At 66.6% G+C, this 26,224-nt stretch carries 23 protein-coding genes; 9 read left to right on the top strand and 14 right to left on the bottom strand.

Annotated features, from left to right (window positions below):
* From AXYL_RS02760 to AXYL_RS02745, 4 genes are all read right to left on the bottom strand, one after another.
* Positions 1-1,272: an MdtA/MuxA family multidrug efflux RND transporter periplasmic adaptor subunit gene (locus tag AXYL_RS02760; protein WP_013391308.1), complete on the bottom strand. Its 1,272-nt coding sequence runs from the start codon at positions 1,270-1,272 to the stop codon at positions 1-3.
* A 243-nt stretch (positions 1,273-1,515) separates the two neighbouring features.
* Positions 1,516-2,268 carry a cell division protein ZapD gene (gene zapD / locus AXYL_RS02755; RefSeq protein ID WP_013391307.1) on the bottom strand — a complete coding sequence of 251 codons (753 nt, stop codon included), beginning with the start codon at positions 2,266-2,268 and terminating at the stop codon, positions 1,516-1,518.
* Between the two features lie 60 nt (positions 2,269-2,328).
* Positions 2,329-2,958, bottom strand: coding sequence for a dephospho-CoA kinase (coaE, locus tag AXYL_RS02750; protein ID WP_013391306.1), 630 nt, complete (start codon positions 2,956-2,958; stop codon positions 2,329-2,331).
* A gap of 31 nt (positions 2,959-2,989) precedes the next feature.
* On the bottom strand, positions 2,990-3,838 hold the full coding sequence (locus AXYL_RS02745) for a prepilin peptidase (RefSeq protein ID WP_041652146.1): 849 nt from the start codon (positions 3,836-3,838) through the stop codon (positions 2,990-2,992).
* A gap of 203 nt (positions 3,839-4,041) precedes the next feature.
* On the opposite strand from AXYL_RS02745, the gene AXYL_RS02740 reads away from it, so the two are divergent.
* Positions 4,042-4,821: a copper resistance protein NlpE N-terminal domain-containing protein gene (locus tag AXYL_RS02740; RefSeq protein WP_013391304.1), complete on the top strand. Its 780-nt coding sequence runs from the start codon at positions 4,042-4,044 to the stop codon at positions 4,819-4,821.
* 93 nt (positions 4,822-4,914) lie between these two features.
* Here the strand turns inward: AXYL_RS02740 and AXYL_RS35400 are convergent, their stop codons facing one another.
* The 4 genes from AXYL_RS35400 to AXYL_RS02720 form a co-directional block, all read right to left on the bottom strand.
* Positions 4,915-5,343, bottom strand: coding sequence for a response regulator transcription factor (locus AXYL_RS35400; protein WP_013391303.1), 429 nt, complete (start codon positions 5,341-5,343; stop codon positions 4,915-4,917).
* 116 nt (positions 5,344-5,459) lie between these two features.
* On the bottom strand, positions 5,460-6,314 hold the full coding sequence (gene panC, locus AXYL_RS02730; protein WP_013391302.1) for a pantoate--beta-alanine ligase: 855 nt from the start codon (positions 6,312-6,314) through the stop codon (positions 5,460-5,462).
* A gap of 36 nt (positions 6,315-6,350) precedes the next feature.
* On the bottom strand, positions 6,351-7,241 hold the full coding sequence (locus tag AXYL_RS02725; protein ID WP_013391301.1) for a segregation and condensation protein A: 891 nt from the start codon (positions 7,239-7,241) through the stop codon (positions 6,351-6,353).
* A 16-nt stretch (positions 7,242-7,257) separates the two neighbouring features.
* Positions 7,258-7,446 carry a DUF3460 family protein gene (locus AXYL_RS02720; protein WP_013391300.1) on the bottom strand — a complete coding sequence of 63 codons (189 nt, stop codon included), beginning with the start codon at positions 7,444-7,446 and terminating at the stop codon, positions 7,258-7,260.
* Between the two features lie 98 nt (positions 7,447-7,544).
* On the opposite strand from AXYL_RS02720, the gene AXYL_RS02715 reads away from it, so the two are divergent.
* A complete protein-coding gene (locus AXYL_RS02715) occupies positions 7,545-8,999 on the top strand; it encodes a DHA2 family efflux MFS transporter permease subunit (protein WP_041652145.1) in 1,455 nt (484 codons plus the stop codon).
* Positions 8,986-10,512 carry a glycerol kinase GlpK gene (glpK, locus tag AXYL_RS02710; protein WP_041652143.1) on the top strand — a complete coding sequence of 509 codons (1,527 nt, stop codon included), beginning with the start codon at positions 8,986-8,988 and terminating at the stop codon, positions 10,510-10,512. The genes AXYL_RS02715 and glpK overlap by 14 nt, the downstream gene beginning before the upstream one ends.
* Before the next feature lie 1,058 nt (positions 10,513-11,570).
* Here glpK and AXYL_RS02705 read toward each other — a convergent pair.
* Positions 11,571-15,182: an indolepyruvate ferredoxin oxidoreductase family protein gene (locus AXYL_RS02705; RefSeq protein WP_013391297.1), complete on the bottom strand. Its 3,612-nt coding sequence runs from the start codon at positions 15,180-15,182 to the stop codon at positions 11,571-11,573.
* 168 nt (positions 15,183-15,350) lie between these two features.
* Here AXYL_RS02705 and mutY point away from each other — a divergent pair, with 168 nt between their 5' ends.
* Entirely contained in the window at positions 15,351-16,421 is a 1,071-nt protein-coding gene (mutY, locus tag AXYL_RS02700; protein WP_013391296.1) for an A/G-specific adenine glycosylase, read from the top strand.
* Between the two features lie 20 nt (positions 16,422-16,441).
* On the opposite strand, the gene AXYL_RS02695 is transcribed toward mutY, so the two are convergent.
* The 3 genes from AXYL_RS02695 to AXYL_RS02685 are packed head-to-tail and all read right to left on the bottom strand — an operon-like array spanning position 16,442 to position 19,918.
* A complete protein-coding gene (locus AXYL_RS02695) occupies positions 16,442-17,401 on the bottom strand; it encodes a tripartite tricarboxylate transporter substrate binding protein (protein ID WP_013391295.1) in 960 nt (319 codons plus the stop codon).
* Positions 17,402-17,438: 37 nt separating this feature from the next.
* Positions 17,439-18,194: a 3-oxoacyl-ACP reductase gene (locus AXYL_RS02690; protein ID WP_013391294.1), complete on the bottom strand. Its 756-nt coding sequence runs from the start codon at positions 18,192-18,194 to the stop codon at positions 17,439-17,441.
* Positions 18,191-19,918, bottom strand: coding sequence for an acetolactate synthase catalytic subunit (locus AXYL_RS02685; protein ID WP_013391293.1), 1,728 nt, complete (start codon positions 19,916-19,918; stop codon positions 18,191-18,193). Before AXYL_RS02685 ends, AXYL_RS02690 begins: the two co-directional genes overlap by 4 nt.
* A gap of 197 nt (positions 19,919-20,115) precedes the next feature.
* Between AXYL_RS02685 and AXYL_RS02680 the strand changes: the two genes are divergently transcribed.
* Complete coding sequence (locus AXYL_RS02680; protein ID WP_237709975.1) at positions 20,116-20,757, top strand: GntR family transcriptional regulator; 642 nt, start codon at positions 20,116-20,118, stop codon at positions 20,755-20,757.
* A gap of 32 nt (positions 20,758-20,789) precedes the next feature.
* Here AXYL_RS02680 and AXYL_RS02675 read toward each other — a convergent pair whose 3' ends face one another.
* Positions 20,790-21,608 (bottom strand): helix-turn-helix transcriptional regulator, encoded by an 819-nt coding sequence (locus AXYL_RS02675; protein ID WP_013391291.1) that lies wholly within the window; start codon positions 21,606-21,608, stop codon positions 20,790-20,792.
* A gap of 116 nt (positions 21,609-21,724) precedes the next feature.
* Here AXYL_RS02675 and AXYL_RS02670 point away from each other — a divergent pair, with 116 nt between their 5' ends.
* Both AXYL_RS02670 and iaaH read left to right on the top strand, forming a co-directional pair.
* Entirely contained in the window at positions 21,725-22,495 is a 771-nt protein-coding gene (locus tag AXYL_RS02670; RefSeq protein ID WP_013391290.1) for a class I SAM-dependent methyltransferase, read from the top strand.
* 92 nt (positions 22,496-22,587) lie between these two features.
* The gene (iaaH, locus tag AXYL_RS02665) at positions 22,588-24,063 is read left to right on the top strand and encodes an indoleacetamide hydrolase (RefSeq protein WP_013391289.1); all 1,476 of its coding nucleotides are present in this window, start codon (positions 22,588-22,590) and stop codon (positions 24,061-24,063) included.
* Between the two features lie 80 nt (positions 24,064-24,143).
* On the opposite strand, the gene AXYL_RS02660 is transcribed toward iaaH, so the two are convergent.
* Positions 24,144-24,479 (bottom strand): PsiF family protein, encoded by a 336-nt coding sequence (locus tag AXYL_RS02660; RefSeq protein WP_013391288.1) that lies wholly within the window; start codon positions 24,477-24,479, stop codon positions 24,144-24,146.
* 362 nt (positions 24,480-24,841) lie between these two features.
* On the opposite strand from AXYL_RS02660, the gene AXYL_RS02655 reads away from it, so the two are divergent.
* Together AXYL_RS02655 and AXYL_RS02650 are read left to right on the top strand one after the other, a co-directional pair.
* Positions 24,842-25,180, top strand: a complete 339-nt coding sequence (locus AXYL_RS02655; RefSeq protein WP_013391287.1) for an FxLYD domain-containing protein — start codon at positions 24,842-24,844, stop codon at positions 25,178-25,180.
* A 220-nt stretch (positions 25,181-25,400) separates the two neighbouring features.
* Entirely contained in the window at positions 25,401-26,051 is a 651-nt protein-coding gene (locus AXYL_RS02650; protein ID WP_013391286.1) for a carbonic anhydrase, read from the top strand.
* Positions 26,052-26,224 lie beyond the last annotated feature (173 nt).

The following is a 26,224-nucleotide window of genomic DNA, read 5'->3' as shown; positions in this document are numbered from 1 at the left end:
TTATTTCGACGGCGGCGTGGTGCCGGCCGGGGCGCCCGCGCCCAGGTTCTTGTCGCGGGCGGCGGGGATCACGTCCGAGCCGCCAGCCACTTCCACCTTGGCGCCCGCGCGCAGGCGGTCGGTGCCTTCGACCACCACCCGGTCGCCGGGCTGCAGGCCTTCGTTGACGGCCACCATGCCATTGTTGACCGCGCCCAGCTTCAGCTGGCGTACCTGCACGGTGTTATCCGGCTGCACCAGGAACACGAAGGCGCCAGCCGAACCTTGCTGGATGGCGGCGGTGGGGATCGCGGTCACGTCCTTGCGCGTGAGCACGTGCAGGCGCACGTTAACGAACTGGTTGGGGAAAAGCGCGTCGTCGGCGTTTTCGAAGCGCGCCTTCAGCTTCAAGGTACCGGTGGTCACGTCGATCTGGTTGTCCATGGTTTCCAGCTGGCCGGTGGCGATGCGCCGGGTGTCGGCGCGGTCGTAGGCGTCCACGGCCAGCGTCTTGCCGGCCGCGATCTCGGCGCGCACCTCGGGCAGTTGGGTCTCGGGCAGCGTGAAGACCACGGAAATCGGCTGGGTCTGGGTGATCACCACCAGGCCATTGGTGTCAGAGCTGGACACCAGATTGCCGCGGTCCACCTGGCGCAGGCCCAGGCGGCCGCTGATCGGCGCCGTGATCCGCGCGTAGTCCAGTTGCAGGCGGGCGTTGTCCACATTGGCCTGGTCGCTCTTGACCGTGCCTTCGTACTGGCGCACCAGTGCGGCCTGCGTATCGACTTGCTGCTTGGCGATCGAGTCCTGCTTGTACAGGGCCTGATAGCGCTGCAGGTCGCGCCGCGCGTTCTCCAGCTGCGCCAGATTCTGCATCTGCGTGCCGCGCGCCTGGTCCAGCGCCACCTGGAACGCCCGCGGGTCCACCTGCGCCAGCAGGTCGCCGGCCTTCACGCGCTGACCTTCCTGGAACGCCACTTCCACCAGTTCGCCGCTGACGCGGCTGCGCACGGTAACGGTGTTGTAGGCGGTGACCGTCCCCAGCGACTTCAGGTAGATGTCGATGTCCTGCTTGGTGGCCGTGGCAATGCGCACCGGCACCGCCGGCGTCATCATGGCGCCCGCCGGCGGCCTGCCGCCGCGCGCTCCCGGTCCGCCTGCCCCGCCCGGCTTGGCCGCGGGCCGCAACACCAGCCAGGCGACGCCCGCCGCAACTAGCAATACCAACGCCAGCCCAAGCAGGCGGCGGCGGGTCCAACGGGTGGGCGGAGATACGGGACGGCTATCAGGCATGGAACAGTTCCGGCACGGGCGGAGAAAGCCGTATTGTGTACCAGACCGTCCCGGTTTCCAGCGCCGCGATCCTTAGTTGAAACTGGGAGCAACAGGAATCTGGGCGGAACGGAGGCGGAGCCGCCTTACCCCTGGCGCTTGGCGGACCCAGTTCCGCGCTGGCGCTGCCTGACGGGTTAGGGGCAGGGTTGCGCGCGTTGAGCGACGATGTGCTTACGCGGGGACGCTCGCGCTACACCCTTCCTACGAACTGCAAAGGGTCATCTGGAAGGGCACGTCGCGGGCGACCTGCTGCGGCTTGAATTCCCCGTCCTGGGTCGAAAAACGTATCCAGATCATGTACTTATTGGCACTGATCTCGGGGAATACGCCCTGGGACGGGTCCAACCAGACCCGCAGCAGCTGGAACTGCTTGCCGCCCAGCATCTGCTGGTAAGCGCCCTGCTCGCCCACGACGTCGGACTTGCGGCCGGATTCGCGCAGCAGGCGCAGGGCCAGGGTCAGGCCGTCATACAAAGGGATGAAGGGCGCGACCCAGGCCTGCAGGTCGGCGCAGCGGGCGGCCTCGGATTTGTTCTGCCAGGCGAAGTACGACGGCATGTCGACCTGCGTGGCGCTACCCGGCACGGACAAGCGTCCGCGCAGGCTGGTCAGCCATTCGTTTTCGCGCAGGGACTGGCCGGTCTTGCCGGGCGCGGCCAGCGCCGTGGTCACCTTTTCCATTTCGCGCAGCATGGCTTCGAGCGCGTCCTGCGCCACGCCGGGGTGATCGCGCAGCCCGACCAGCGCCATGCGCTGGCGCTCCAGGTCTTGCAGGACCGCGCCCTTCACGTCGGTGCGTTCGCAGGCGTCGAGCAGGTCGAACAGGGAGGTGACGGCAACCTGATGCAGGCGCGAGTCCCCCTCGCGGGCAAAGAAGAACAACCTGTCGAACAGGTATTCCAGCCGCAGATAAGCGCGGATGCGCTCATTGAAGGGGTATTCGTAAACAATCACGCTTCTTTACAGGCCCATCTGTGTCTGGCCGGCTGGCCAATGTTATTCAGGGGTGCCAGCCTAGCCTGGGGCTTGCCGGCCCGTCGTGCTCGCCAGCGCAAGCCAGCGGTCATGCAGGGTCTTCGCCTGCGCGCGCAATTGATCCGGCGTCGTGCCGCCGTCATTGACGATGACGTCATCGGCGACTTCCAGACGGCTTGCCCGCGCAGCCTGTGCCGCCATGATACGCCGGATGGCTGGCTCCGTCAGCCCGCTGCGCTGCCGTACCCGCGCCACCTGCGTGTCGGGGTCGCAGTCCACCACGCAGATGCGGTCCAGGCGCGAGCGCCAGCGCGGCAGCGACTCCACCAGCAGCGGCACCACGAAGACCAGATAGACGCCGCGCGCGGCATCGGCCTGGCGCTCGGTCTCGTGGCCGATGACGGGATGCAGCACGGCCTCCAGCCGCAAGCGCACCTGCGGATCCGAGAACGCCTGGTCGCGCATCCAGGCGCGGTCCAGCGCGCCGTCCGGCGTCAGCGCGCGCGGGCCGAACTCGCGTTCGATCGCGGGCATGGCTGCGCCGCCCGCGGCGGTAAGCGTACGCGCGATCTCGTCGGTATCGACCAGCGTGGCGCCCCATTCCGCGAGCATGTCCGCGACCCGGGACTTGCCCGACCCGATGCCGCCCGTCAGACCTATTTTCAACATACCGCCCATCCCATGCAGGGCACAAACCGCCCTATTGCAAAAACTGCCCCAACCCAAGTTCGCCGCCCACCAGCAGCGTCACCACGCCCGCCAGCGCAAGATAGGGGCCGAACGGCAGGGGCTGTCCGCGGCCAGCGCGGCCGCTCAAGGTCAACGCGCCGCCGATCAGCACGCCCAGCAGCGACGCGCTCAGCAGCAGCGTCGGCAAGGCTTCCACGCCGAACCATGCGCCCAGGGCCGCAAGCAGCTTGAAGTCGCCGTAGCCCATGCCCTCGCGCCCCGTCAGCAGGCGGAATACATGAAAGATAACCCACAGAAAGACGTAGCCCGCCACCGCCCCGACTACCGCCATCTGCAGGCTCGCAAAGGCGTCGAACAGATTGACCAGCAACCCGGCCCAGAGCAACGGTTGGGTCAGCGCGTCGGGCAGCAGCGTCGATTCAAAATCGATCCAGGCCAGCGCCACCAGCGCGGCCGACAAGCCCATCGCGGACAGGGCGAGCGGCGTGGCGCCGAAACGCCAGGCGCAAGCGGCGAACAGCGCACAGGTCAGCAATTCGATGGCCGGGTAGCGCCAGCCTATGGCCGCGCCGCAGGCGCCGCAGCGGCCCCGCAGCAGCAGCCAGCCCAGCAGCGGCAGCCGCCGCCAACCAGCCACCGGGGTATCGCAAGCGCGGCAGTGCGAGGCCGGCGACCACAGGCCATAACGGCTCGCGGCAGGCGGCTTGCCCGCAGCCTCCTGACAGTGCGCCTGCCATTCCTGTTCCATCATGCGCGGCAGCCGGTGCGTCAGCACCGTCAGCCAGTTGCCGACGAACAGGCCGGCCAATGCCGCCAGGCCGATGAAGACGCCCAGAGGCAGATCGAAGACATGCCGCATCGCCGTCATCCGCCCGCGCGACGCACACCCGCAGCGGCGCCGCACCAGAAGCGGGCGTCAGTGCGCGTGGCAGGCCGGCAGCGGCCGTGTCGTAAATAGTGCATAAAGTGTTGACGATGCCCAAGAGCGGCTAAGGGGAACGTATCGAATCTTCGCATAAGTGCGTAAAATCGGAGACAGACTCAACATACGGATAAGCTGCCATGACCGCGCGCGTAGAAATCGGTACCCGCTCCCGCAAACTCAGCGTCATGGGGCTGCTGCTCGCAGGCACCGCATTGGGCGCGGCCGGCTGCGCCCAACAGAAGACCGAAGGCTATTACGACCCCCCGGCTGAAAGCACCGTGACCGACGCGCAGTACCAGGGATCGGGCGCGGGTTACCGCAGCATCATCCGCGCGCCGTCGCAAGTGCAGATCGCGCTCAAGCCGGACGCCCCCCGCAAGAACCAGAATCAGGCCGCCCAGGCTGCCGCCGGCGGCCAGACCACCGAAGACGGCCAGGCTGTTCCGGCCGACACCGAGCACACCACCACGGCATCAGCCGCGAGCGCGCCCGTCGCAGCCAGCCCCGCCGCGCCCAACGCGGCCGTGCAAAGCCTGGTGCCGCAACCGCAAACCTATATGGGCACCTTGCCGTGCTTCTCGCCCGCCATGCAGTGCACGGCGCAACGCGTGACGCTGACGCTGGCGCCTAACGGCCGCTGGCGCGGTCGCGTGGCCTATCTGGAAAATGACCCCAAGAAAGGCCCGCCAGTCACCGAGCAAGGCTGCTGGGACGCCACCGAAGAGCGCCCGCCGCGCGTCATCCTGATGGACGGCAAGGGCAACGGCCGCGCGGAATTCGTGGTTGCAGCCAACAACGTGCTGCGCGTGCGTTCCATCGATGGCCAGACGCCCAACCTGAACTACAACCTGACTCGTCAGCCGGATCTGGATCCGATCGACGAATTGGCCAAGGCCGCAGCGCCCAAGTGCCCTTGAAACCCGCCGGCGGCCATTGAACGCGCCGCCGTGCAAGCATCCCAAACCCCGGGCCCGACGAATATTGCGTTCGTCGGGCCCGGTGCTTTTGGGCTAGTCCGTATCGCGCCCCGGATCCGCGCCGGGATAGCTAAAGGATGAGGATGAGGATGACGCGGAGCTTGCCAGACATCGGCCGTATTCCGGCCCCGGCGCCTCATGCAGCACATAGCTTGGACTGGCGCTGCCCGCCAAAGGCATGGGAATCAGCGCATGTTCGCGGTCCGTGTCCGCCGCGCCCGGCACGGGCGACGCGCCGGAGCGTCCGTGCTCGCACAGCCGGCAGGCCAATTGCATGGCGTTGCGGACTTGCAGCTTGGTGAAAATGCGGGAGCGGTGGGCTTCCACCGTACGCAGCGAAATGCCCAGGTCTATGGCGATGACCTTGTTGGGACGGCCGGCGGCCACGTAGGTGACGATCTGCCGTTCACGGGGCGTGAGCGAGGAAAGGACGGCTTCCAGGTCGGGACGGGGAGCTTGCATGGGGCGGCTCGCTTGCAATGTAGGATTGCGTCGAGTCTGATCCGCCGCCCGCCACGACGTAAGCTGGCAGTTCTTTCAGGGGTGGACACGAACGCCACCCCCAAAACCTTGCCGTCTCAGGCCGTATAGGCCAGTTCCAGATTGTCGATCAGGCGGGTCGCGCCCAGCTTGGCGGCCGCCAGGGCCACCAGCGGTTCGCCGGCCTGCAGGTCGGCGGCTTCGGGGCGCTTGAGGTCGCGCTGGCGGCGCAAGGCCACGTAGTCCACCTGCCAGCCGCGCCGCGTCAGGGTCTCGGTGGCTTCGCGCTCCAGGGCGGCGGCATCGCGTTCGCCCTGGGCCAGGCGCTGGCCGGCGCGCTGCAACGCGGCGTACAGCGCGGGCGCTTCGGCGCGGTCGGCTTCGCTCAGATAGCGGTTGCGCGAGGACAGCGCCAGGCCGTCCTCGGCACGCACGGTCTCGTGCGCCAGCACATCCACCGGCAGCTGGAACTGGCGGCACATGTTGCGCACCACCATCAGCTGCTGATAGTCCTTCTTGCCGAACACGGCCACGCGTGGCTGCACGCAGGAAAACAGCTTCAGCACCACGGTGCTGACGCCTTCGAAGAAGCCGGGGCGGAACTCCCCTTCCAGGATGTCGCCCAGGTCGTCGGGCGGCTGCACGCGGAAGCTCTGCGGCTCGGGATACATCTCGCGCTCGTTCGGCGCGAACAGCACATAGACGTCGCGCTCGCGCTCGAGCTTCTCGATGTCGGCGGCGAGCGTGCGGGGATATTGGTCGAAATCCTCGTTGGGGCCGAATTGCAGGCGGTTCACGAAGATGCTGGCCACCACCGGGTCGCCATGCTGGCGCGCCAGCTTCATCAGGGACAGGTGGCCTTCATGCAGGTTGCCCATGGTGGGCACGAACGACACGCGGTTCTGGCCGCGCAGGTGATCACGCAGTTCCTGGATGGTATGTACGACTTTCAAGGGGTCTCTCCGGGGTTGGGGGCAGCCCGGTCAGGATCAGGCCGCGACCGCCGCCACGCTGGTGTAGGCCAGGCGCACGTAGATGGGAGCATAGGGCTCGGCCTGCGTAATTTCCAGCAGGGATTCGCGGGCCAGTTCCAGCATGGCGATGAAATGCACGACCACCACCGCCGCCGGCGCGCCTTCGCGCACGCGCTCCATGAACAGATCGCCGAATTCCATGAAGCGCACGTCGTTCAGGCGCCGCAGGATGTGCGTCATGTGATCGCGCACGGACAGCTGTTCGCGCGTGATGTGGTGATGCTGGTTCAGCTTGGCCCGCTTCATGATGTCGGCCCAGGCCGCGCGCAGATCGTCCACGCTGACCTCGGGCAACATGCGTTCCACGCTCAGGTCGGCCACCGCCTGGCTGCTGACGAAGTCGCGGCCCAGCTGCGGCATCGCGTCCAGCTTCTTGGCCGCCAGCTTCATCTGCTCGTATTCGAGCAGGCGGCGCACCAGTTCGGCGCGCGGATCTTCCGCCTCTTCGCCGGTGTCGCTCTTCTTGACCGGCAGCAGCATGCGCGACTTGATCTCGATGAGCATCGCCGCCATCAGCAGGTACTCGGCGGCCAGCTCCAGGTTGTGGATGCGGATCTGGTCCACATACGACAGGTACTGCCGCGTGACATCCGCCATGGGGATGTCCAGCACATTGAAGTTCTGCTTGCGGATCAGGTAGAGCAGCAGGTCCAGCGGCCCTTCAAACGCTTCCAGGAACACTTCCAGCGCATCCGGCGGGATGTACAGGTCCGTGGGCATCTGGAACAGCGGCTCGCCATACAGGCGCGCGAACGCGACGCTGTCGATGGTGTCAGGGGTGCTGTCGACGGGCGGTTCCACTAGCGCGGCCAGGGCGTCGCCCGGGACGGAAGCGTGTTGGGCCATGATTGCCGCAATGGGCTCAGTCGGCCTGGTAGACGTACGGCCTTTGCGGCACGCGGGCCGCGCGGAAGCCTTCCAGCAGTTCCGAATCCTGCGGTTTGTCCCAAAGACGGGCGCGGCCCTCGCGCTGGCGCTCTTCGGTGCCAGGGTGCGATTGCTTGAAGTCTTTCAGGAAAAGGGTGATCTCGGATTCGTAGTTGGTCGCCATGGCACCAATTTCAATGGGTTTCGGATGTAGGGAGTTTACTTCACGGCGGTCACCCCCCCGGCGTTACAATCTCGCGGCACCCATCGCCCCCTCCCGCCATGTCCGCAGAATCCGCAGCAGCAGCCCGTCCCGCTCCTCTTTCCAGTGAGCAAGCAGCGCGCGCGGCGCGCATGATTCCCTTCATCGTGGGCTGTGCGCTGTTCATGCAGATGCTGGACGCCACCGTGGTGGCCACCGCCCTGCCGGCCATGGCCCGCGCCCTGGGATCCACCCCCGTGCGGCTGAACGTGGCCATTACGTCCTATCTGCTTTCGGTGGCGGTTTTCGTGCCCGTCAGCGGCTGGGCGGCCGACCGCTACGGGGCACGGCGGGTGTTCGTGGCGGCGATCGGCCTGTTCACGCTCAGCTCCGTGGCCTGTGCGCTGTCCCAGGATCTGCCGCAGCTGGTCCTGGCCCGCATCGTCCAGGGGATGGCGGGCGCGATGATGGTGCCGGTGGGACGGATCATCCTGCTGCGCACCGTGCCCAAGCAGGACTTGCTGAAGGCCATGTCCTTTCTTTCCATTCCGGCCCTGCTGGGCCCGGTGATCGGACCGCCGCTGGGCGGCTTCATGGTCACCTATATGTCCTGGCACTGGATCTTCCTGATCAATATCCCCATCGGGATCCTGGGCATTTTCCTGGTGCTGCGCTACGTCGCGGAGATCCGCGAGGAATCCGCTCCGCGCCTGGATTGGCCGGGCTTCCTGCTCAGCGCGATCTGCCTGGCCACCCTGGTCAGCGGCTTCGAGGCCATCGGCCGCGACGTCATGCCGCTGTCCATGCTGCTGGGGCTGATCGCCGTGGGCACCGTCTGCGGCCTGCTCTACGGCTGGCATGCCAAGCGTACGGAGCATCCCATCATCGACCTGTCCTTGATGCGGATCCCCACCTTCGCCATTTCCACGCTGGGCGGCAACCTGTGCCGCTTCGCTGTGGGCGCAACGCCCTTCCTGCTGGCCATGCTGCTGCAGGTAGGCTTCGGCCTCACGCCGTTCGCGGCCGGCCTGATCACCTTCGCCAGCGCGGCGGGCGCGCTGCTGATGAAGTTCGTGGCCACCCCCATCGTGAAGCACTTCGGCTTTCGCCGGGTGTTGACCGTGAACGCCGTACTGGCGGGCGCGTTCATCGTGATCTGCGGCGCCTTCACGCCCACCACGCCGGTGTGGCTGATGATCGCCATCCTGCTGGTCGGCGGCTTTTTCCGTTCGCTGCAATTCACCGGGGTAAATACGCTAACCTATGCCGACATCCCCCCGTCCAAGATGAGCCGCGCCAGCAGTTTCGCCGCCATGGCGCAACAGCTCGGCATCAGCCTGGGCGTGGGCGTGGCCGCGGTGACGCTGAACATCAGCATGTCCTTGCGCGGCGCGGAAACGCTGGCGATCCGCGACGTCGTCGCGGGCTTCATCGTCGTCGGCGTGCTGTGCATGGCCTCGACCTTCTCCTTTAGACGCCTCGAACCTCTGGCCGGGGCACACCTGAACGGCGCCAAACAAAGTGACGACGAATGAATTTGTCCTAGCCCTGGACCAGGGCACGACCAGCTCCCGCGCAATCGTGTTCGACCGCGAAGGCGTGGTGCGCGGCGTAGGCCAGCGCGAATTCCGCCAGCACTATCCGCGGCCGGGCTGGGTCGAACACGACGCCAGCGAGATCTGGCACAGCCAGCTGGACGTGGCGCGCGAGGCTCTGCGCAACGCCGGCGCGACCGCCGCCGACATTGCCGCCATCGGCATCACCAACCAGCGCGAAACCACCGTGATCTGGGAACGCGCCACGGGCCGCCCTCTGGCCCGCGCCATCGTCTGGCAGGACCGCCGAACAGCGCCGATGTGCGACCAGCTGCGCCAGGACGGCCACGCCGATTTCCTGCAATCGCGCACCGGCCTGGTGCTGGACGCCTATTTCTCCGGCACCAAGCTTGCCTGGCTGCTGGACCACGTACCCGGGGCGCGCCAGATGGCCGAACGCGGCGAGCTGGCCTTCGGCACCGTGGACACCTGGCTGATCTGGCAACTGACCGGCGGCGCGGTGCACAGCACCGACCCCAGCAATGCGTCGCGCACCATGCTGTTCGACCTGCACACGCAGGACTGGAACGACGAGATCCTGGCGCTGCTCAAGATTCCGCGCAGCGTGCTGCCGGCAATCGCGCCCAGCAGCGCGGTGGTGGGCGAAGCTCTGCCCGAATGGCTGGGCGGCTCCATCCCCATCGCCGGCGTGGCTGGCGACCAGCAGGCCGCCACCTTCGGCCAGGCCTGCTTCACGCCGGGCATGGCCAAGAACACCTACGGCACCGGCTGCTTCATGCTGATGAACGTGGGCGACAAGCCGGTGCAATCCCGCAACCACCTGCTGTCCACGGTAGGCTGGGGCCTGCCGCAGGCCGGCAATGGCGGCTGGCGCCCGACCTACATGCTGGAAGGCGGCGTGTTCGTGGCCGGCGCCGCGGTGCAATGGCTGCGCGACGGGCTGGGCATCATCCAGCGCTCTGAAGAAATCGAATCCCTGGCCGCCAGCGTGGCCGACACCGACGACGTCTTCATGGTCCCGGCCTTCGCCGGCCTGGGCGCGCCGCACTGGGACCCTTATGCGCGCGGCACGCTGGTGGGCCTGACCCGCGGCACCACCCGCGCCCACATCGCCCGCGCCACGCTGGAATCCATCGCGCTGCAAAGCGCGGAACTGCTGACCTGCATGAACGGCGACAGCGGCATCGCGCTGACCGAGCTGCGCGTGGACGGCGGCGCGGCGCGCAACGACTTGCTAATGCAGATGCAGGCGGACCTGCTGGGCGTCCCGGTGGTGCGTCCACGCGTGTCGGAATCGACGGCGCTGGGGGCCGCGGGGTTGGCGGGGCTGGCGGTGGGTTTCTGGTCTGGACTGGATGAGTTTGCCTCGAAGTGGCAGGCGGAACGGACGTTCGAGCCGACTTGGCCGGAGTCTGTGCGGGCTGCGCGGATGAAGCGGTGGAGGCAGGCTGTGGAGTTGTCCAAGGGCTGGTCGGATAGTGCTGGGAAGTAGGCGGGATTTTTTAGCTTCCTGGCTATGTGGCTGCCTGGTGTTGATTTCCGTGGGGATTCGTTGGTGAGGCTTCGGACTTCGATGGTCCCAGTGCTTTCGTAGGCCGCCCCTCGGCGCGGGCGCCTGAGGGGTGGGCGCCCACGATTGCGGTCCGGAGCGTTCGCTCCGGACTACCCCTTCGTCATCTTCGTCCAGGCCTTCGGCCTTCCCTTCAGATTCCCTCGGGCGCATCGAGGTTGCCCACCCCTCAGGCGCCCGCGCCGATGGGCTACGTGCATCTTGGCCTGATGCGCCGCTAGAGCCGTGGTCAGGGACGAGTCTTGGACTGCCCGTCATTATCGGCCGCGCGGGCGGCCGATAATGACATACGTGATTTCTTGAATTTCGATTGTGTTCGCTTGCGCGAATGCGACGAATGGTTTGCTATTGGTCCCCAGCTATTGGGGGATGGGCGGTGATGGGTGGCGCGCGACGGGCAACCGCTTGCGCCTGCAGACCTGGACGCGCGCCACCCATCCGGCGCCCGCGTTGAGTGACGATTACTGGCAGACCCGCGCGCTTAACCATCGCCCCAACGCAGCGCCCCACCAAACCCGGACCCGGTTTTCACTTGCATAGGCGTCACCACGAGAACACCCCACCACCAGCGCGCAGCGCCCATCGCGCGACGCAAGACACCGCGTAAGCCCCAAAAGGCCGCCCGCGCGGCCGGCCTGGGGCGGGCCCCGCAAGACACGCCACCACCCACTATCCGTGGCCAGAACGCCAAGCACACCACCCGCCCCAGCGCCCGTGAAGATTCAACCAGCAGAGCCTGTCGCGTCGGCGGCCTACGGGGCGCGGGGCGTCGATAAGCCCGACGGAATCCGAAGGAACCGCCGCAGGCGGTGACGAGGATGAGGATGGGGAAGTCCGGAGCGAACGCTCCGGACCGCAATCGTTGCCCCGCGCCCCGCAGGCCGCCGACGCGACGGGCGCCTTAAGAACCCAGCCCCGTCTGCATCAAGAACCCAGCCCCGCCCGCATCAAGAACCAGCCCCGCCACAATAAAGCCAAGATCAAGCCACCCGAACCCCACCAATAGAAACCACACTCGCACTAAATCCCTTCAACAACTCCCCCCTCCGCAAAGCCACCCGCTCCATCGCCGCGTCCTTCACATGCCCGTATCCCCGGATCTCCTCGGGCAAACTGGCCAAGGCCACGGCGCGCTCCAGGTTCCCGCGGTTCAATTTCGACAGGATCGCCGTCATCGTCTCCCCGTATTCGCGGATCAGCTCGCGTTCGGCGCGGCGCTCGGCCGTGTAGCCGAACGGGTCCAGCTTCGTGCCGCGCAAGCCGCGCATCTTCGCCAGCACACGGAAAACCCGCAACATCCCCGGACCGTAACTGCGCTTGATCAGGTGGCCATTCTTGTCGCGCCGCGCGAACAGCGGCGGCGCCAGGTGGAAGCGCAGCTTCCAGTCGCCTTCGAACTGCGCCCGTACGCGCTTGACGAACTCGCCGTCTGAGTACAGTCGCGCGACTTCGTACTCGTCCTTGTAGGCCATCAGCTTGAAGTAGTAGCGCGCCACCGCCAGCGCCAGCCGGTTGGTGCCCGTGGCCTCGCGCTCGGCCCGCACGACCTTGTCCACCAATTCGGTGTATTGCCGGGCATAGGCCGCGTTCTGGTAATCGGTCAGGAAGGCTTTGCGCACCGCCACCAACTGCTCAAGCTCGCCTGTGGGCTTCTTCAGTTCCAGCACCGGACTGGCGGCGCGCGGGCGCTTGAGTTCGATGATGCCTTCCGGCCGGGATGGTGCGCCACCGTTGGCGATCAGGCGTTTAACGGCCGCCAGATCGTGCGCCGCGCGGCGCCCCCAGGCGAAGGCGGAGAGGTTGTTCGGTACCTGCTGGCCGTTCAGTTCGATGGCGCGCAAGAGCGCCTCCTGCGACAGCGGGATCCAGCCCTTCTGGTAGGCGTAGCCCATCATCAGCGGGTTGGAATAGATCGCGTCGCCCAGCAGGCCCACTGCCAGCGCGGCGGCGTCGACGGTGGCCAGGTGCTCTTTGCCGCAGGCGGCCGCCAGGTCGGCGATCAGATTGGCGCCCGGCAGCGTCCAATCCGGATTGCTGACGAAGGCGGCGGTCGGCGCGGTGTCGCTGTTGAACAGGATGCGCGTCCGGTCCGGATTTACCCGCGCCATCGATTCCGCGCTGGTGGCCACGACCAAGTCGCCGGCCAGCAGCAGGTCGGCTTCGCCCATGGCGACCCGCGTGTTGAGCAGGTGGTCCGGCGTCTGCGCCAGCACCACGTGCGAATACACGGCGCCGCCCTTCTGCGCCAGGCCCGCCATGTCCAGCACCGAACAGCCCTTGCCCTCCAAGTGTGCGGCCATGCCCAGCAACTGGCCTATGGTGACCACGCCGGTGCCGCCCACGCCGGCGATGAAGACACCGTAGGGCTGGTGTAATTCGCGCGCGGCCGGATGCGGCACGTCCTCGTCGATGGCGCCGTCCTGCTCCAACGCCCCCGGCTTCTTGAGCTTGCCGCCCTCCACAGTTACGAAGCTGGGGCAAAAGCCCTTCAGACAGGAGAAATCCTTGTTGCAGCTGGACTGGTTGATCGTGCGCTTGCGGCCGAACTCGGTGTCCAGGGGTTCCACCGACAGGCAATGCGATTTCTGCGAACAGTCGCCGCAGCCCTCGCACACGCGCTCGTTGATGAGCACGCGGCGCGCCGGGTCCGGATAGGCGTTGCGCTTACGCCGGCGCCGCTTCTCGGTGGCGCAGGTCTGGTCATAGATCAGCACCGATACCGCGGGATGCTCGCGCAGTTCGCGCATGACCGCGTCGAGCTCATCGCGGTGCCGCACCGGCACGCCCGGCGCCAGGCCTTCGATCTGCTTGTACTTGCCAGGCTCGTCGGTGACCACCACGATCTTCTCGATGCCCTCGGCGGCCATCTGGCGGCTGATCATCGGCACGCTCAAGGGGCCATCCACCGGCTGCCCGCCCGTCATCGCCACGGCATCGTTGAACAGGATCTTGTAGGTGATCGGCACCTTGGCCGCCACCGCCGCGCGTATCGCCAAAAGTCCCGAATGGAAGTAGGTGCCGTCGCCCAGGTTGGCGAACACATGCTTTTCCTCGGTGAATGGCGCCTGTCCCACCCAGGGCACGCCCTCGCCGCCCATTTGCGTGAACACATCGGTGCTGCGGTCCATCCACCTGACCATGTAGTGGCAGCCGATGCCGGCCATCCCGCGCGAGCCTTCCGGCAGGCGGGTCGAGGTGTTGTGCGGACAGCCCGAACAGAACCAGGGCTTGCGCTCTTCGACCACGCGCGGGCGCGCCAGCTCCTGTTCGCGGCCGCTGATGAAGGCCAGGCGCGCCTCGATGCCGGCGCGCACGTCCGCAGGCAACTCGAAACGCAGCAGGCGCGCGGCGATGGCGCGCGCCACCATGGCGGGCGAGAATTCGTAGTGCGCCGGCAGCAGCCAATTGCCTTGCGGCACCGACCATTCGCCGCCGTCCTTGTCGTCGAACTTGCCGACCACGCGCGGAATCTTCTTGCCGCTGCCGATCCAGCTGAACAGCTCTTCCTTCAACTGGTACTCCAGCACCTGGCGCTTCTCCTCCACGACCAGGATCTCGTCCAGGCCTTCGGCGAAGCGCTGCATGCCGGTGGATTCCAGCGGCCAGACCATGCCCACCTTGAACAGGCGCAGGCCGATGCGCTGGCACACGGCCTCGGACAAGCCCAGGTCGGACAGCGCCTGGCGCGTGTCCAGATAGGCCTTGCCGGACGTCATGATGCCGAAGCGCGCGTCGCGTTGCGGCACATGCCAGAGTTCGCGGTTGAGCTTGTTGGCGCGGGCATAGGCCAACGCGGCATAAAGCTTGTAGTCCAGCAGGCGGGCCTCCTGCTGCAAGGGCGTGTCGGGCAGCCGGATGTTCAGGCCGTCGGCCGGCAGCTGGAAGTCCTGCGGCAGCAGGATCTCCACGCGACACGGATCCACGTCGACGGAGGCGGAGACTTCGACGATATCGGTGATGCACTTCATGCCCACCCAGACGCCCGCGTAGCGGCTCATCGCCCAACCATGCAGCCCGTAGTCCAGCACCTCCTGCACGCTGGAAGGAAACAGCGCCGGAATCATGCAGGCCTTGAGGATGTGGTCGCTCTGGTGCGGCAAGGTCGAGGACTTGGCCGGGTGGTCGTCCCCCGCCACCACCAGCACACCGCCGTGGCGCGAGGTGCCGGCCGCGTTGGCGTGCTTGAAGACGTCGCCGCAGCGGTCCACGCCCGGCCCCTTGCCGTACCACATGCCGAAGACGCCGTCGTACTTGGCGCCCGGAAACAGATTGACCTGCTGCGAGCCCCACACCGCGGTAGCGGCCAGGTCTTCGTTGATGCCGGGCTGGAACTCGACGTGGTGGGCCTTCAGGTATTTGGCCGCCTTCCACATGTTCTGGTCGACGCCGCCCAATGGAGAGCCGCGATAGCCGGACACGAAGCCCGCCGTGTTCAGGCCGGCGCGCGCATCGCGCACCCGCTGCATCATGGGCAGGCGGACCAGGGCGTGGATGCCGCTCATCCAGGCGCGCCCGGATTCCAGGGTGTACTTGTCGTCCAGCTGGACGGATTCGAGCGCGGCACGCAAGGCAGGCGAAGCAGGAGCGTTCATGTCGACTCCAAGGGATCCAGGAACCCCTGCCGGCAACGCGCGACACCCTCTTGAAGCGCACGCGGGCGAGCAAGGGACGTGAATTGCGGGCGCTGGCGCGCTTCTGTTTCCATTGGTTGTAACCGCTCGCCCCACCCCCGGCAATAGGGCGATGCGATAATTGCCGCCATGGACTTCGCCCCTCGTATCGTCGACTGGCAGCGCCGTCACGGCCGCCACGATCTCCCCTGGCAAAACACCCGGGATCCTTATCGCATCTGGCTCTCCGAGATCATGCTGCAGCAGACGCAGGTGGCGACGGTCATTCCCTATTACGAACGCTTCCTGCAGCGCTTCCCGGACGTGGCCGCGCTGGGCGCGGCCGCACAGGAAGACGTAATGCCTTATTGGGCCGGACTGGGCTACTACGCTCGCGCCCGCAACCTGCACCGCTGCGCGCAAGAGATCGCGCGAGATTGGAGCGGCCGCTTCCCGCCCACGGCCGAAGCCATCGCCACGCTGCCCGGCATCGGCCGCTCCACCGCGGCGGCCATCGCCGCGTTCGCCTACGGCGAGCGCGCGCCCATCCTGGACGGCAACGTCAAGCGGGTGTTCACGCGGCACTTCGGCATCGCCGGCGACCCGACCAAACGGGAAGTCGAACAGAAACTGTGGGCCTTGGCGGATGCGCAGGTCGAAGCCGCGCCCGGCCTGGACATGGCCGCCTACACGCAAGGCCTGATGGATCTGGGCGCCACGCTATGCACGCGCGGCAAGCCCGCCTGCGATGCGTGCCCGGCGGCGGACAGTTGCGTGGCCAAGCGCGAAGGCCGCCAGGCCGAACTGCCCACGCCCAAGGCGCGCAAGGCGATCCCCGAACGCGAGACCTGTATGCTGGTCCTGCGGCACGAAGGCGCCTTCCTGCTGCAACAGCGGCCCGAGCCCGGTATCTGGGGCGGGCTGTGGAGCCTGCCCGAGTTCGACGTATCGCAAGACCCGGACAGCGCCTCGCGCGCACTGGGCCTGGAACCGGAACAGCGCTTCGAATTGGCCGCCTTTGCCCACACCTTCACACACTACCGCCTGCACATCCGGCCCTGGCTGGTGCCGGTGCGCGCAGCCGGCCTGCGCGAATCGGCAAGGCCAGAACGCTGGGTGCAGGCGGAGGAACTGGCGTCGGTGGCGCTGCCCGCGCCGGTGAAGAAGCTGCTGCAGGGGCTGGTCGAAGCGGGCATGCAGGACAGCCTCTTCAAGGGTTGAGCGGCGGCAACGCAACGGATTCAGTTGGTCATGCGCGGCAAGTTGGCCGCCTTGATGGCCCGGCCCATCTGCTCGTATGTGGTACCGATCATATTGGCGTAGTCCTGCCCGGACAACCACACCGGATCCACGCCCAGTTGCTTATAGGTTTGCCGCAGGCGATCCGAGGCCACCGCCGTTTTCGTGGACTGCTCCAGCCGGGTTCGGACCGACTCGGGCGTGCCCTTGGGTACCGCCAAGCCCAGCCAGGAATCGATCTCGACGTCGTAGCCAGCCTCTTTCAGCGTGGGCACGTCCGGGAATTCGGGCCAGCGGATCGGACTCGCGGATGCCAGCAGGCGCAAACGGCCGGACTGGATGTAACTAGTCACGTCCGAGGGGTTCTGGACGATGGCGTCGACCTGTTTTCCCAGCAGGGCCGAGACCGTCTCGCTGCCCGATTTGTACGACACTTGCTCGAACTTGGCGCCCGTGACGCGGCCCAGGTCGAACATGGCCAGATTGTTGGGCGCGGAAGGCGCGCCAAAGAATATGCCCGGGCCTTGCTTGGCGGCCGCGACCAGATCGGCGACAGTCTGGTAAGGAGAATCCGCCCGCACCACCACGCCATAGCGGTAGCGGCCATAAGCCGCGACGAAGTCGAAGTCACGGGCAGCGTACGGTATCGTCATCAGGTGGGGCATGATGGCGATGGACGACAGCGTCACGACGCCCACGTTATAGCCGTCGGCCGGCTGCTTGGCCACATAGGCCGGGCCTATGGTGCCCAATGCGCCCGGCCGATTGAATACCACTACCGAGCGTCCCAGGTCCACCTCCATCGCGCGCGCCAACTCGCGACTGGCGACGTCGGTGTTGCCCCCCGCGCCGTAGTTGACGGTCAGCGTGACCTCCTTGTCGGGCCATGCCCAGGCCGGCGCCGCTGCGGCGCACAGCGCAGTCGCAGCGGCAAGCGCCGCCAGCTTTGATGCTCCTTTCATGCTTGTCTCCTGAGGTTTTTTATGTCGGGCTGCCCGGTCAAGGCATGTAGAAGCCGCCGTTGATATCGAGGATTGCACCGTTGATGAAACCAGCCTCTTCCGCGGCCAGGAACACCATGGCGGCAGCCACCTCCTCCGGCGTACCCAGGCGCCGCACCGGAATCTGTGCCGCATAGTTCTCGTTTACCGAAGGCGCGGCCTGCTGCGCCATCTCGGTCAGAATGCGGCCCGGCGTGATTGCGTTGGCCGTGATGCCGTGCGGCCCCATCTCCGCGGCGATCGCGCGGGTCAAGCCCAGCACGCCCGCCTTGGACGCCATATAGCTGCCGCCCGCCACCAGGGATTTGGCCCGGCCAGCCAGCGAGGACACATTGACGATGCGCCCCCAACCCTGGTCTCGCATGGCGGGCAGCACCATCTGACACAGCCGCAATATGGAGGTGAGATTGACCTGCAGCACGGACTCCCATTCCTGCGGATTGATGTCCAAGATGCCCGAGGAATTGCCGTTTGCCTGCTTGGGCGAAATGCCTGCGTTATTCATCAGCACCGACACCGGCCCCCACTTCGCGCGCACGTTTTCAACCAGCGCCTGCATCGATGCGTAGTCGGTGACATCGGCGCGCTCGGTGCGCAGCTGCGCGCAAGAGCCGCCCAGTTTTTCGGCATCAACGCCCTCGCGGCTAACCGCCACGACGCGGTAATGCTTGGCCAGCAATTGGCGAACGACTTCCAGCCCTATCCCGCGTCCGGCGCCGGTCACCAGCGCGACTCTGCTCGGATCCTTTTTCATGCCTGCCCCGCTGTGAAGAAGGTGATGGGAGGAAAGGCGTTTTCGTCGCACATAACCTCGACCAGGGTGGTCTGTTCAGCGCGGCGGGCCTCTCGCAACGCGCCCGCCAGATCGGACGGCGATTCGATGCGCACGCCCAGGCAGCCGGCTGCCCGCGCTACCGCGGCATGATCCACCGGGTGGAAATGCACGGCGGAAGTATGGGCGCCGAACTTCACGTTCTCGGCATGCTTCTGAAAGCCCAGGATGCCGTTGTTGATCACCACCAGCGTCACCTTGATGCCCATGCGCCTTGCGGTTTCCAGTTCCGACCAGACGTGGCCGAAGCCGCCGTCTCCCACGACGCAGACCACATGCGCGCGCGGCCGCGCCACCTTGGCTCCCATGGCCATCGGGAAGCCCCAGCCCAACCCGGCCAGACCCCGCGGCGTCAGGAAGCGCATGCCCGGCGCCAGGGACGTCAGATAGTTAGCGATCCAGATCGACGAATAGCTGGCATCCGCGACCACGATCGTGTCCTGGTCCACGTCCTGCCGGATTTCCTCCAGCAGGCGTTCAGGACGGATCGGCTGCTGGTCCGACAGGCGTACCGCGCGCGAGGCTTCCCACGAAGATGCGCGGCCGGCCTGGATGGCGGCCTCGAGTCCGGCGCGGCGCGATTGCGCGGCCGACAGGTCGCGGTTCGCAAGCGCGCGCTGCAAAGCCAGCAGCGTTTCCCTCGCGTCGCCCGCCAGGCGCAGGGCTTCGTAATTGCGGCCGATCTCGCCGCCGTCGACATCGATATGGATGTAGCGGGCACTCTTCGGATAGAGCTTCCAGGAATCGGTGGCGTTCTGGTTGGTCCGCGAACCGACCAGCAGCACCACGTCGGCATCGGCAACCAAGGGGCGCAGATCGCGGCTGGCGCTGTTCGGACCCATGAAATAGCCGACCACTCCCAGGGAGAGCGGATGCCGCTCATCCACGCTGCCTTTGCCCATTACGGTGGTGCCTACCGGCAGGTGCGCCGATTCCTGCAGAGCAGCCAGGGCGTGGCAAGCGCCGGAAACATGTACGCCGCCGCCGGCGATTACCACTGGCCGCTGCGCCGCGGCCAGCAGGTCGGCGGCGGTCTGGACCGCCTCATCCGCCGCCACATTGCGGTCGAGCGGAAAGTAGCCCAGGTTCGCCTGGCGCTGCGTGGCGGCCGCGGCTTCGTTGAGCAGATCGGCCGGCAACATCAGCGCCACCGGCCCCGGCCTGCCCGAGCAGGCCATGGCGAAAGCTTGGTCCACGTAGTCCTCGACCCGGGATGCCTCGGTCACCCGGCGTACCCACTTGGTGCAGGAAGAAAACAGGCCAATATGGTCAAACTCCTGGAAGGCGTTCTTATCCGTCTGATCGCGGTTGACGTCCTGCACCAGCGCGATCACCGGTATGGACACTTTCAGCGCTTCGGCCAGCGGCGGCACCAGCAAGGTGGCTGCCGGGCCGTTTTGGGCGGTCACGATGGCGGGCTTGCCGGTGACTCGGGCATAGCCATCGGCCATGTAGCCGCCCGCATTCTCGCTGCGATACGCGACCTGGGTCAGCCCCAGTTCCTCGCAAGCCAGATGCAGCATGCTGGGCAGGCTCTGCCCGAACACATGCGTCACGCCGTGCCTGATCAGGGCCCTTGCGATCAGGTGGGCCACGGTCCCTTGATGGGTGAGGCCGGGTGCAGCCAGGGGGTGCAGCGCAGACATTTCATCTCCTTTTATATTTTATAAAATATAGGCCGCGCCAATCTCACGGTCAATAAGTTTATTTTTTATAAAATGTAAAAGGTCCATGTGAGGACGGTAAAATCGGGCTGCGCAGGAAACCTCGCGCTGAACTTCGCGGCCCGGCCGACCAGGAATACAGGATGACGATCAATTTGGCGCCGATGCAGCGGGAAAACATGACCGCTCGCATTTATCGGGAAATCAAGCAAAAGATCATGATGGGCGAGCTGCGTCCCGGCGACACCATCACCCTGCGTTCGATCACCGACACCTTGGGTGTGAGCCAGACTCCCGTGCGGGAGGCGCTGCTGCAACTCGTGTCCGAACGGGCACTGACGCTCAGCCCGGGCAAATCAGTCAAGGTGCCGGAACTTACCGTGGCGCAACTGCAGGAACTGCGCAGCATCCGCCTGGAACTCGAATGCTTCGCCGCGCGCCGCGCCGTGCCGCACGCCACGCCGGCATTGATTGCCGAATTGCGCGGCATACACGCCAACCTGATGGCCAGCCGCGATCAGCAGCTCATGGCTCCCGTGCTGGCGCGCAACTTCGATTTCCACTTCGCGCTGTATTCCGCTGCGCAGATGCCACACCTGCTGTTCATCATCGAGAACCTATGGGTACAGACGGCATCCTATCTGTCTTACCTGTACACGCCACCTTTCCCGGTCTTGCCCGACGGGCATCCCCATGAGGGCATTATTGCGGGCCTGGAAGCCGCCGATACGGAAGCGGTAGTGCGCGAGATCCGCCGCGATATCGAAGGCCATGGCGAATTCCTGATCCGCTATCTGACGGAACACGGCCTGGTGAAGTAGACCCGACCGCGTCCGGCAGCAAGGCTTCCCCGCTACTCGCCCCCGCCCAGCAACATCACCAGCTTCAGATCCGGATGCGTCGCCAACCGGAATGTGATCTGCTGGTAGGCCAGCTTGCCGCGCCCCGGATGCTGGAATTCACGCAAACCGCCTTCGCGCTCCACCACCGCGTGGCGCGTCCACCAGTGGGCGAACACCGGACTCTGGCGGTTCAGGCTGTCCAGCAGCGCCAGCACGCCCGGCTCATCCAGATGCGCGCCGGCGTCGGCGCGGAATTCCGCCACCACGCGGCGGGCGCGCTGGTCCCAGTCCACCACCAGTTCGCGCGCGGCGGGGTCCAGGAAGATGTAGCGCAGCAGATTAGGTTCGGCGTCGCGCGCCGGCCAGTTGTCGAACAGCTCGCGCAACGGCTCGTTGTACGCCAGCACGTTCCAGGCGCGGTCCAGCACGTAGGCCGGCGCATTGATCGCGTTCACGCATTCCTGCAAGGGGCCAGGCGCGCCCGCATCGTCGCGGCCGTGCTGAGGGTCGGCACAGTCGGCCAGGTCGAACAGATAGGCGCGTTCGGCGCGGGCCAGTTGCAGCACGCCCGCGATGCGCGACCAGACCGAAGGCGACACCGACACCTCCCGTCCCTGCTCGATCCACGTGTACCAGGTGACGCTGATGCCGCACAGTTGGGCGACCTCCTCGCGCCGCAGCCCGGGCGTGCGGCGGCGCATGCCTTCCGGCAAGCCGGCCATCTGGGGCGTGATGCGGGAACGGGCGCTGCGCACGAATTCACCCAGCGCCTGGCGGCGCAAGGGAGAGCCTTCATGGCCGGCGGCGCCGGTTTGGGGGGAAGTAGTCATACCAGGATGAGCAATGGACTTGTACGTGTATGGGCAGCCGCCTATCTTAGCGCCTGGGCCACCGCTTCCCAACGCTTTCCGCCCCCGCGGCAGCCCCAGCCACCCAAGGATTCCTCATGACCGCCAGCACCCATGACGCCGCCGTCGACCGCCAATTCAGCCCGCGCGCGACCGCCTACCTGACCAGCGCCGTACACGCCCAGGGCGAAGACCTGCTGCAAATGGCAGGCATCGCCGCGCAGCATCCCGAAGCCCGGCTGCTGGACCTGGGCTGTGGCGGCGGCCACGTCAGCTTTCACGTCGCGCCGCACGTCAAGCACGTCACCGCCTATGACCTGTCGCAGCAGATGCTGGACGTGGTCGCGGGCGAGGCCGCCAAGCGCGGGCTGGCCAACCTGGCCACCTGTCAGGGCAAGGCGGAGTACCTGCCGTTCGACGACGGCGAATTCGACCTGGTGATGTCGCGCTATTCCACCCACCACTGGCAGGATGCTGGACGCGGCCTGCGCGAAGCCTTCCGCGTTCTGAAACCCGGCGGCATCGCCGTGTTCGCCGACGTGGTGTCGCCGGGCGAGCCGTTGCTGGATACCTGGCTGCAGACCATCGAGGTATTGCGCGACACTTCGCACGTGCGCGACTACTCGGTTGCCGAGTGGACCCGCATGCTGACCGAAGCCGGCTTCACCCTGCAGGGCCTGGCGCCACGCCGCCTGCCGCTGGAGTTCCAGTCCTGGGTCGTGCGCATGCGCACGCCGGACACGCTGGTGGCGGCATTGCGCCATATGTTCGGCATCGCGCCTGACGTGGTGCGCACGCACTTCGAGGTGCAGGACGACGCGTCCTTCACCAGCGACACGGCCACCATCGTGGTGAGAAAGCCGGGCTGATTCCTCCGCTGCGGCGGGACCCGCTCGACAGCGCCCGCTCCGACCTGTATAGGTATGGGTTCGACAGAATCCCGTACAGGTAAGGAAGCGCCATGTCCGATACGTCCAACCAGCCATTGCCCGCCGCGTCCCCGGTGGACCTGACCGTCACCGAGGCCGCGGCCCTGATCCGGCAAGGCAGGCTCACCAGCGTTGCGCTGACCCAGGCCTGCCTGGACCGCATCGACGCCCGCGCGGACCTCAACGCCTTCATCACCGTGGACCGCGCAGGTGCGCTGGCCCAGGCCCGCGCCCGTGACGCCGCCGGCGGCCAGGCTGATGGGACCGCGCTGCCGCTGGCTGGCGTGCCTATCGCCATCAAGGACAACATCCACGTCGCCGGTCTGCCCAACACGGCGGGCACGCCCGCCTTGAAGCATTTCCGTCCGGCCGAGGACGCACCGGTGGTGCGCCGGCTGCGCGAAGCCGGCGCCGTCATCGTCGGCAAGACCAATATGCACGAACTGGCGTTCGGCGTGTCGGGCTACAACACCGCCTTTCCCGGCACGCATGGCGAAGGCACGCGCAACGCCTACGACGCCAGCCTGATCGCGGGCGGCTCCTCCTCGGGCAGTGGCGCAGCGGTGGGCGCGCGCCTGACGCCGGCCGCGCTGGGCACGGACACGGGCGCGTCGGTGCGCCTGCCGGCGGCGGTGAACGGCGCGGTCGGCTTCCGCCCTTCGGTGGGGCGCTACGACGGCGCCGGCATCACGCCCATCTCGCATACCCGCGACACGCCGGGACCGATAGCCAACAGCATGGACGACATCGTGCTGCTGGATGCGGTGCTTGCCGGAGATCCGCAGCCGCTGTCCGCACTGCCCCCGGCTGGCATGCGCCTGGGCCTGTGCGGCTACTTCTGGCAAGGCCTGGATCCGCAGGTGCAGGCCGTGATGGACGCCGCGCTGACCAAGCTGCGCGCGGCCGGCGTGCAGTTGGTGGAACTGGACATGCCCGGCCTGGAGGCCAGCAACGCTGCGGTCGGCATGCCCGTCTGCCTGCATGAACAGAAGGGAGACCTGACGGACTATCTCGAACGCTACGAAACCGGCGTCACCTTCGAGCAGGTAGTGGCGCAGATATCCAGCCCGGACGTGAAAGGGATCTTCGACGGCCTGATCGTGCCAGGCGTGCTGCCCCTGCCCTCGGGCGAAGTGCTGCCGCTGCAACCTCTCTATGAACGCGCCATGGCGACGCATCGCGACGAGCTCATCAACGTGTATCGCCGCGCGTTCCAGGACCATGCGCTGGACGGCCTGCTGTTTCCCACCGTGCCGATCCAGCCGATGGCCGCCACGCCGGACGCCAGCAGCTTCGAAAGCTTCGGCCGTCTGGCGCGCAACGTCGATCCGGGCAGCAACGCCGGCCTGCCCGGGCTGAGCGTGCCCGCGGGCTTGTCGGCGGACGGGCTACCGGTGGGATTGGAGGTTGATGGACTGCCGGGCGAGGACCGCAAGGTGCTGGCGGTCGGACTGATGCTGGAGAACGTGCTGGGGCGGTTGCAAGGGCCGGGACGCTCCGGCGGCTGACAAGCGCTTCATGCAAAGAAAACGCCAGCCTGTTTCATGGGCTGGCGTTTTTTTTGGCAAGGCGATGGGCTATGTTGGCATTAGCCTTTCAGGCAGGTGCTCATGAACGTCTTGCGCTTGTCGCCTGTCAGCTGCTGCGAGGTAGCCTTGGCGTTGCAGTCCTTCATCTTCTGCTGCTGCGGCGTGAGCTCCTTGGCGGGCGCGGCGGCTTCGCCCTTCAGGCAGCTGCTCATGTAGGTTTTGCGCTCGTCGCCCTTCTTGCCTTCCGCCGACTTGTTGCAGTCGGCCATGCGCTGCTGCTGCGGCGTGGGCGTCTTGGCGGGAGCGGGGGCCGCAGGGGTCTGGGCAAACGCCGCGCCGGCGAAACAAGCGGTCAACAGAAAGGCCGAGGCCAATTGGCTGGTACGGGAAAGCATGGGTTCCTCCCTTGGCGCCCGCGCGCCTGGATTCAGTCGCAAAGGCGGGCCGCACGGTCCGCCGGCCCAATCGCCGGCCCGGTCATGATCGAACAAACCCGAACCCTGCGCAAGGGTGCGGAAAGTCAAGAATCGCCAAGGCCTGACATGCCCCTGAAACCGCCAGCGGCCTCCCCGTGGACACGCCATCCACGCAGGCGAATTTGCGACCAATCCAAGCACCCTGTTACCCATTCATCCCTTTGCCCCGTTGTGTACAAGACGGGAAAGGTGTGAGATAAGCATGCCCCCAGTCCAGAGGCGGCGACGACCGCCCTGCGGGTGAAAATGGCGCCCGCCACGTGGCTGCTCAGGAGACCACAATGAAACTTGCCCTTGCTTCGTTCGCGCTGCTGGCCGGCCTGTCTGGCGCCGCCGGCGCGCAGGGCCTGGTCTACGGCGTCACGCTGGGCAATGTCCAGGCGGTGCGCGACGTCAACCAGAACGTGTCGGCCATCACCGGCCTGCTTTCCAACCAGTCCGCGCGGCACGTCAACAGCGCCATGCTGACCTTCGTGCTGTTCGACGCGCAGGGCCGCGAGATCGGCCGAGTGCGCGACGACGTCGTCGGCCCGCTGGCGCCCGGCCAGATCAAGCAGATCCGGGCCGTCACGCCGCTGCAGTTCACCCGCGTCACGGCGCTGGGCGTCGACGCCCGCTAGGCCCCCCTACGGCCTGCACCAGAACGGCGCCCATGCCGCGAGCCCGGTTGCCCGGCGGCAAAAAACCCTGATTCGCACGGGGTTTAGACAGCGTGGCGCAAGGTCAAATATGGGAAAATTGCGTTTGTCGACTCAATAAAAGGGGCTTCCACACGAAGCCCCTTGTTGCGTGCGCCGACGCGCCAGCACGCCTGGCTCCAGCTACGAGGAAGAAAAGATCATGTTTCCAAAAAGACTCACCGAAGGCTACCAATCTTTCCTGGGGGGCCGTTTCCCTTCGGAAAGCAGCCGATATCAAAAGCTGGCCGAATCGGGACAAAACCCGGAAATCCTGATCATCGGGTGCTGCGACTCGCGCGTGTCGCCCGAAGTCATCTTCGACGCCGGCCCCGGCGAGATGTTCGTCGTGCGCAACGTCGCGAACCTGGTCCCGCCCTGTGACCCTGACTCGGAATCCTCGTACCACGGCACCAGCGCCGCGATCGAATTCGCGGTCAACGGCCTGAACGTCAAGCACATCGTGGTGCTGGGCCACGCCTCCTGCGGCGGCATCCGCTCCTTCTTCGACGACGCCAAGCCCCTGACCAAGGGCGATTTCATCGGCAAGTGGATGTCGCAGATCGAACCCGTGGCCCAACGCCTGGGCCCCGGCACCGGCGACCGCCAGGCCAACCTGAAACGCCTGGAACTGGCCACGGTCGAACACAGCCTGAACAACCTGATGACCTTCCCGTCCATCCGCCGCCGCGTGGAAAAGGGCGACCTTGAACTGCACGGCACCTACTTCGGCGTGGCCACCGGCCTGCTGTACCTGCGCGATCCCGCGACCGGTGAATTCAAGCCCTGCCTGGAATCGCCCGCGGCGGCGTAAGGCGCGGTAGCAGGCGTGCGGTAGCCCCGGCACGCCTGCGCCGGCCTTTCCTGGTTGTTCCTGCGCGCCGCGGCCGCTTGACCCGCTCGCCCTCGCAAAACCGCCAGGCCATAAATTTCCCACCCCTTCCCTCGACCAGAAAAACCCCTTCGTGCATAATTATGGACGACTTT

Source organism: Achromobacter xylosoxidans A8 (assembly GCF_000165835.1).
In the GTDB taxonomy this organism is placed as follows: Bacteria; Pseudomonadota; Gammaproteobacteria; order Burkholderiales; family Burkholderiaceae_B; genus Achromobacter; species Achromobacter xylosoxidans_B.
The sequence above is the reverse complement of the archived record's forward strand: the minus strand, read 5'-3'. Positions and strand labels throughout refer to the sequence as shown.